Annotated in this window: 5 protein-coding genes; 3 read left to right on the top strand and 2 right to left on the bottom strand. The window is 60.0% G+C overall.

What is annotated here, in order from left to right:
• Together ACFPPB_RS19965 and ACFPPB_RS19960 are read right to left on the bottom strand one after the other, a co-directional pair.
• Nucleotides 1–103: helix-turn-helix domain-containing protein (locus ACFPPB_RS19965; RefSeq protein ID WP_377328847.1), on the bottom strand; the 103-nt coding region annotated here is incomplete at its 3' end.
• A 52-nt stretch (nt 104–155) separates the two neighbouring features.
• The gene (locus tag ACFPPB_RS19960; protein ID WP_377330357.1) at nt 156–914 is read right to left on the bottom strand and encodes a hypothetical protein; all 759 of its coding nucleotides are present in this window, start codon (nt 912–914) and stop codon (nt 156–158) included.
• 226 nt (nt 915–1,140) lie between these two features.
• Here ACFPPB_RS19960 and ACFPPB_RS19955 point away from each other — a divergent pair, with 226 nt between their 5' ends.
• From ACFPPB_RS19955 to ACFPPB_RS19945, 3 genes are all read left to right on the top strand, one after another.
• The gene (locus tag ACFPPB_RS19955; protein ID WP_377330361.1) at nt 1,141–1,458 is read left to right on the top strand and encodes an enhanced serine sensitivity protein SseB C-terminal domain-containing protein; all 318 of its coding nucleotides are present in this window, start codon (nt 1,141–1,143) and stop codon (nt 1,456–1,458) included.
• A gap of 630 nt (nt 1,459–2,088) precedes the next feature.
• The gene (locus ACFPPB_RS19950; RefSeq protein ID WP_417715092.1) at nt 2,089–4,272 is read left to right on the top strand and encodes a type I secretion system permease/ATPase; all 2,184 of its coding nucleotides are present in this window, start codon (nt 2,089–2,091) and stop codon (nt 4,270–4,272) included.
• A 5-nt stretch (nt 4,273–4,277) separates the two neighbouring features.
• Nucleotides 4,278–5,699, top strand: a complete 1,422-nt coding sequence (locus ACFPPB_RS19945) for an HlyD family type I secretion periplasmic adaptor subunit (RefSeq protein ID WP_377330355.1) — start codon at nt 4,278–4,280, stop codon at nt 5,697–5,699.
• Nucleotides 5,700–6,160: the final 461 nt, after the last annotated feature.

Raw genomic sequence — 6,160 nt, 5'->3', positions numbered from 1 at the left:
CCGCGCGTTTCAACTCCGCGCTGATTTCGCGGGCTGAAAAACCACCCCTATGCAGGTGTTGAATCTGATAGCGTTCGTCTTGGCTCAGGTGTGTGTAGCTCATGTGCAGTTCCACTTGGCGGTGAAGATGTGCAGGCTACCGCACCTGCGCCGCTCTACCGTTTGGGGTGGTGCACTTCAGAATTGAATTCGCCCCCTTCGAGTCCTGCAGCCGTAGCGCGCTGCCGAAAGATTCGGGCGACCGCCTCCGGCTCGACCGCCATCGCGGAGTCCGCTCGCTTCCGTTTCGGGCGACCACCAATCGCTAGAAATAAGGGTCCACTTTGAATGTTCATTGCGCCACACCAGCGCCGCACGCGATGGATGGTGTCTGGGGACAACCGCCGAACGCCATCAAGCGAGACTTGCAGGTCTGGCTGTTGTGGTAGCCACAGCTGGCCTGAGCCGTCGCTAAGAACCGATATCTGTTCGAGGCACACCGCAACTAGTTCGGCAGGCTTGCAGAGAGTGTCAAATGCGACCGTAATGAGAGCCGCGTCCCGCAATTCCCGTAGAGAATCACCTATCGACGCCAGGATGGCTCGAATGTTGTCGGCATTCAACTCCTCGCGCTTGGTGGTTTGGGTCAAGCCCAACGCTTGCAGCTTTGAGCGGATCCGCAGCCAATGACTCTTCCAGGTGGGCATCTTTGTGGGCGAAATGGTGCCTGCCATGGCGTGTGCCTGACCGATGCTGTAGACGAAGCGATTGATCGTCGCAAGCTTCGGTCCTTCATTGACGCAGTCTATAAGCCAGGCTTGCACCTGATCGGCGGATGCCGGTATCGGCGTTAGTCCCATTGCACCGCACCACGCCTCATAGCGGGCGCAGTCCGAGGCTATGGCGGTCCGCGACCGCTCGCTTAAGTTGTTCAAGGTGTCGATACTCGCAACAAGTTGTTCTCCAGGGCGCTCCAGGGCAACCGATAACCCACCGAAATTCTTAACTTCGGGCTGAGCTTGACCAAAGCCAGCGGCTCACCGAGATCCAGGACGAATCGGGACCGTGGCGTTGCTGTTTGCGTTTGTGCGAGGACAGAGCGAATGTAGTCGAGCACACAAAATGTGGTGAACGCCGAAAGCGCGCGAGCAAGCATCTTGGCTGCATGTCGGGCTCTGCCCGCCTTCCGTTCCCACAGACGCATTGGTACCGGCGCTCCAAGCTCTATTCACCCGCGAGCCCGCGGTGCGGGCTGCCTACTTAGTTGAGATGCATCGTGGCGCCGAGCGTTCGGACGTCTCTTTGATGTTGACTTTGGCGGTAACGAAGGGCAGCGAGGAACGCTTAGTGCAACTGACCTCGCTGGAGTTGAACTCTCTGTCCCCGCCACCGGCAATGGCCGTCAGCATGACTTGCGTGTCCCCCGACGCGCCGCCGCCGGAGTACTGCCACCACGGCATCCAGTTCTATGGGACGTAAGGTCGAGGCGGCCGGCCGCGCTGTGCGGCGTGCGCCTTGGCTGAACCGACGAACTTTTTGCGGACGACCGGGTGCGTCGGCGCTGCGATTAGGGAGCGTTATCAGGGGTAGGGCGTGTGCTTCGACCCGGAGGGGTTCTTGGGGTGCTCCGGCCGGGAGTGCCATAGGGCTGGCTATCTCGGTGCTCCGGGTCCGCCTCTGGGCCAGGGTCCTTGGAAATTGGCTAAAGAATCGAAATTTCCTAACGCTTGGGCAGCGGAACTCCATGAAGATGCGCGCTCCGCCATGATTCAGGCAGCTCTGCCGAGCTGACCTTGTCGGCCCAGGCCGTCAATGTTTATCAGGGAAGCCTGACATGACAAAGCCCCAGTGAGCCGCCATCGGGCTTCTATCCAGATGCCCCTCTTACAACTGCGATCTACCTCACAAACACCGAATTGTGTTTGCCATTGTCCGCGCGCAGACTGAGCAAGGAATTACGGTTGCGCACGATGTTGCGTTTCGTAATGCAGGGGCGAGCGCATGCGTGTTGAGAGCAGGTATTCCCCTCTGGAGTGAGGCCAATCCCTAACGCGTATTACGTGATGGGTGCATGCCTCTCCAATCTTGTATGAGAAGCCGAGGCTGAGCATGGATGGCGCAGTAACTGCTGATGATCTTGCCTATGAACCGCAACGCGAAAAGCTTGAAACTTCGGAAGCGGTCGGTACTACAAACGATCAACCCCTTCAGGGGCTGGTCTTGCTGGCCCAGTTTCACGGTATTGCGGCGGACGCTGCCCAGCTACGTCATGACGCCGGCAGGGGCAATCAGCCTTTCGATGAGACCGCGTTACTGCTCGCGGCGAAACGACTAGGCCTCAAGGCCAAAGTAGTCCGACAACCTGCCGAGCGCCTGGATCGCGTGGCGTTGCCCGCGCTTGCCCTCATGAACGACGGCACGGCGTTCGTCGTGGCCAAGGTCGACGATGAAAAGGTGCTGATCCACGACCTTGCTCTCCAACGCCCCAGCATTCTGTCCCGACAGGAAATCCTGGCTCGTTACGACGGCCGTTTGCTGACGGTCGCCTCCCGTGCGTCGATGGTAGCGGAACTGGCTAAGTTCGATTTCAGCTGGTTCATTCCGGCGGTGGTGAAGTACCGCAAGCTGCTGCTGGAAGTGCTGGTCGTCTCATTCTTCCTGCAGCTGTTTGCCCTGGTCACACCGCTGTTTTTCCAGGTGGTGATGGACAAGGTACTGGTGCACCACGCGATGACCACATTGACTGTCATCACGGTCGGCCTGGTGGTCATCACGCTGTTCAATGTGGTGCTCTCGGGGCTGCGCACGTATGTGTTTGCCCACACCACCAGTCGTATTGATGTGGAACTGGGTGCTCGCCTGTTCCGGCACATTCTCGCGTTGCCGCTGGCCTATTTCGAATCGCGCCGCGTGGGCGACACGATCGCCCGCGTGCGCGAGCTGGAGAACATCCGCAACTTCCTGACCGGCCAGACCTTGACCTCCGTGCTGGATCTGCTGTTCACCTTCGTTTTTCTGGCGGTGATGTTTTTCTATAGCGGCTGGCTGACCCTGATCGTGGTGATCTCGCTGCCGCTCTACGCCATCTGGTCCGCGGCCATTACGCCGACCTTGCGCGCCCGCCTCAACGAGAAGTTCGTGCGCAGCGCGGACAACCAGTCGTTCCTGGTCGAAACGATCGCCGGCATCGGTACTGTCAAGGCGATGGCGGTGGATCCGCGCATGGTGCGCACCTGGGATAGCCAGTTGGCGGGCTACGTCAGCGCGGGCTTCCGGGTGACGCACTTGGCCAACATCGGCCAGCAGGGCGTGCAGCTGCTGCAGAAACTGGTCAGCATCGCGGTCCTGTACTGGGGTGCCCAGATGGTGATCGATGGCACGCTGTCGGTCGGCCAGTTGATCGCCTTCACGATGCTGTCGGGTCAGGTGTCCACGCCGATCGTGCGCCTGGCGCAGCTGTGGCAGGACTTCCAGCAGGTCGGCATTTCGATGGAGCGGATGGGCGACGTCCTCAATACCCGCACGGAAGCGGGTGGTAGCCGGATGGCCTTGCCGCCGATCCAAGGCAGCGTGACATTCGAAAACCTCAGCTTCCGCTATCGCCCCGATACCGCCGAAGTGCTGGCGGGCATCAACCTCGACATCCAGTCTGGTGAGGTGGTCGGCATCGTCGGCCGCTCCGGTTCCGGCAAGAGCACGCTGACCAAGCTGGTGCAGCGACTCTACGTGCCCGAACGCGGCCGGATTCTAGTGGACGGCACCGACCTGGCGCTGGCCGATCCCGCATGGCTGCGGCGCCAGCTGGGCGTCGTGCTGCAGGAGAACTTCCTGTTCAATCGCAGCGTGCGCGAAAACATCGCGCTGATCGATCCCGGCATGCCACTGGAGCGAGTCATTCGAGCGGCTGAATTGGCAGGTGCCCACGAATTCATCGTGGAGCTTCCACAGGGCTATGACACGATTGTCGGCGAACACGGCGCCAGCCTGTCCGGTGGCCAACGCCAGCGCATCGCGATCGCCCGCGCACTGGTGACCGACCCACGCATTCTCATTTTCGATGAAGCCACCAGCGCATTGGACTACGAGTCGGAGCGCGCGGTGATGGCCAACATGCGCTCCATCTGCCAGGGCCGCACGGTACTGATCATCGCCCACCGCCTTTCCACCGTCCGTCATGCCAACCGCATCGTCGTCGTCGACAATGGACGCATCGTGGAAACCGGCGCGCCCGATGAATTGCTGAAGCGCCCCGATGGACACTTCGCGCACCTCTCCCAATTGCAGCAGGGCTGACGCACATGACGAGCAGAGTCGGCGCCATAGGGGGCGTGCTTCGGCGCTACGGTCAGGTCTTTCGTGTGGCATGGGCGGAGCGCCGTGCCCTGGAGCCGATCCGGCGCACGCGCGAGGAGCTGGCGTTTCTTCCGGCACATCTCGAGTTGGCTGACACCCCCTTGTCCCCGGTACCGCGCCGGAGTCTGTGGGTCATCATGGCGCTATTCTGCGTGGCGTTGCTCTGGGCCTGTCTGGGCAAGCTCGATGTCGTTGCCGTCGCACCGGGAAAGACTGTCACCAGCAGCCGCACCAAGGTGATTCAGTCGGCTGAAACGGCTGTGGTGCACCGCGTGCTGGTCCATGACGGTCAAGCGGTGAAGCAGGGTGAACTTCTCATTGAGCTGGACGCCACGGCCACCACCGCCGACAGCAAGAAAGCCGAAGAGGCATTGATCAGCGCTCGACTTACCACCGCAAGATCTGCGGCCTTGGTCAAGGCGATGGATGCGGGAGAGCTTCCGGCGATGGCGAACGAGGCTGGGCTACCCGCAGATCGGTTTGAGGCCACTCGGCAACTGGCGCTCAGTCAATTTGCTGCTTTCGCGGCTAAGAAGCAGAGCCTTGAGGCGATGGTTGCGCAGAAACAGGCAGAGCTGCGTACGGTCGAGTCGGCAATTGTTCCGCTTGAGCAGTATCTGGAGATCTCGCGCACTCGGGTGGCGGACTACGAAAAACTGCTCGGCAACGGTTACGTTCCCAAGCAGGACTACCTGCAGCGCAAGCAGGAACGCATCAACGCCGAGCGCGACCTTGCTGGGCAACGCAGCCGCCAAGCGGAACTACGCTCCGCCATCATTGGAGCGAGGGAAGAGCTATCGGTCACCGTGACCGATACACGCCGTCAGTTGCTTGATGAGTTGCGTCAGGCACGCGAGCAGATCCAGCAATTCGAGCCCGAGGTAGCGAGGACTACCCAGCGCAATGCCCTCATGCAATTGCGCGCTCCAGTGACCGGTATGGTTCAACAGCTTGCGGTGCATACCGTCGGTGGCGTGGTCACGCCCGCTCAGCCCCTTCTGTCCATTGTGCCCGAAAACGAGCAACTGGAAGTGGAGGCCACGGTGCTCAACAAGGACATCGGCTTCGTGCAGCCTGGACAGCGGGCTACGATCAAGGTCGAAAGCTTTCCGTACACACGCTACGGTTATATCGATGGCGTCGTGGAAAGTGTCTCGCACGACGCCATCCAGGACGAAAAGCTCGGATTGGTCTATCAGGCGCGGGTGAGGATGAAGAAAACCGTGTTGGTGATTGATGGCGTCGCGGTCAACCTGACTTCCGGAATGTCACTGACTGCGGAGATCAATACGGGAAAACGACGAGTCATTGACTACCTCCTCGATCCGTTGCGGCGAGGTGTGGATGAGTCGATGAGGGAGCGGTAAAGAACCATCAAGCAGCCCGTGCCCGGGGTGGTCGGAAATTTCCACGACGTTGCGGACATACACCTCTAATTAGGTCACATTCAAGGAAGTGTCTTCGTGGCGACCAACGTTTCATATCGGCTTTGCACGAAAATACCGACTCGCCACCGTGAACGCGCCGGTCATCTGGCGCGAATGGTGTGAGGCATGTGAAGTCCACAGTAGCCAGGCGAATGAGTTCCTGTCCCGTTAGACGAAAAACGACACGACAACGTGCATTGCAGGGGTGATGAAGCTATGTCGAGAACGGGCGTGCGTTGCATAAAAGATTCATGCCGGGAGCCTTCAATGCCAATCCTGATTAGCGTCGAACCTCAGTTGCAAGTCGCATGATGTGCGACGGCAGCGAGGGATGCTGAAGCCATGTTCTCGACGGGAGTGTGAGTCATGGCGATGAATAGGGTGCAGTTTCAGAAAGGTCT

The sequence above is a fragment of the Rhodanobacter terrae genome (assembly GCF_042657005.1).
GTDB classification, from domain to species: domain Bacteria; phylum Pseudomonadota; class Gammaproteobacteria; order Xanthomonadales; family Rhodanobacteraceae; genus Rhodanobacter; species Rhodanobacter terrae.
This window is presented reverse-complemented; position numbering and strand designations above follow the sequence as displayed.

Coding starts and splice junctions, on each gene's coding strand:
- ACFPPB_RS19950 (WP_417715092.1), top strand. CDS start 2,089: ATGGATGGCGCAGTAACTGCTGATGATCTTGCCTATGAACCGCAACGC.
- ACFPPB_RS19945 (WP_377330355.1), top strand. CDS start 4,278: ATGACGAGCAGAGTCGGCGCCATAGGGGGCGTGCTTCGGCGCTACGGT.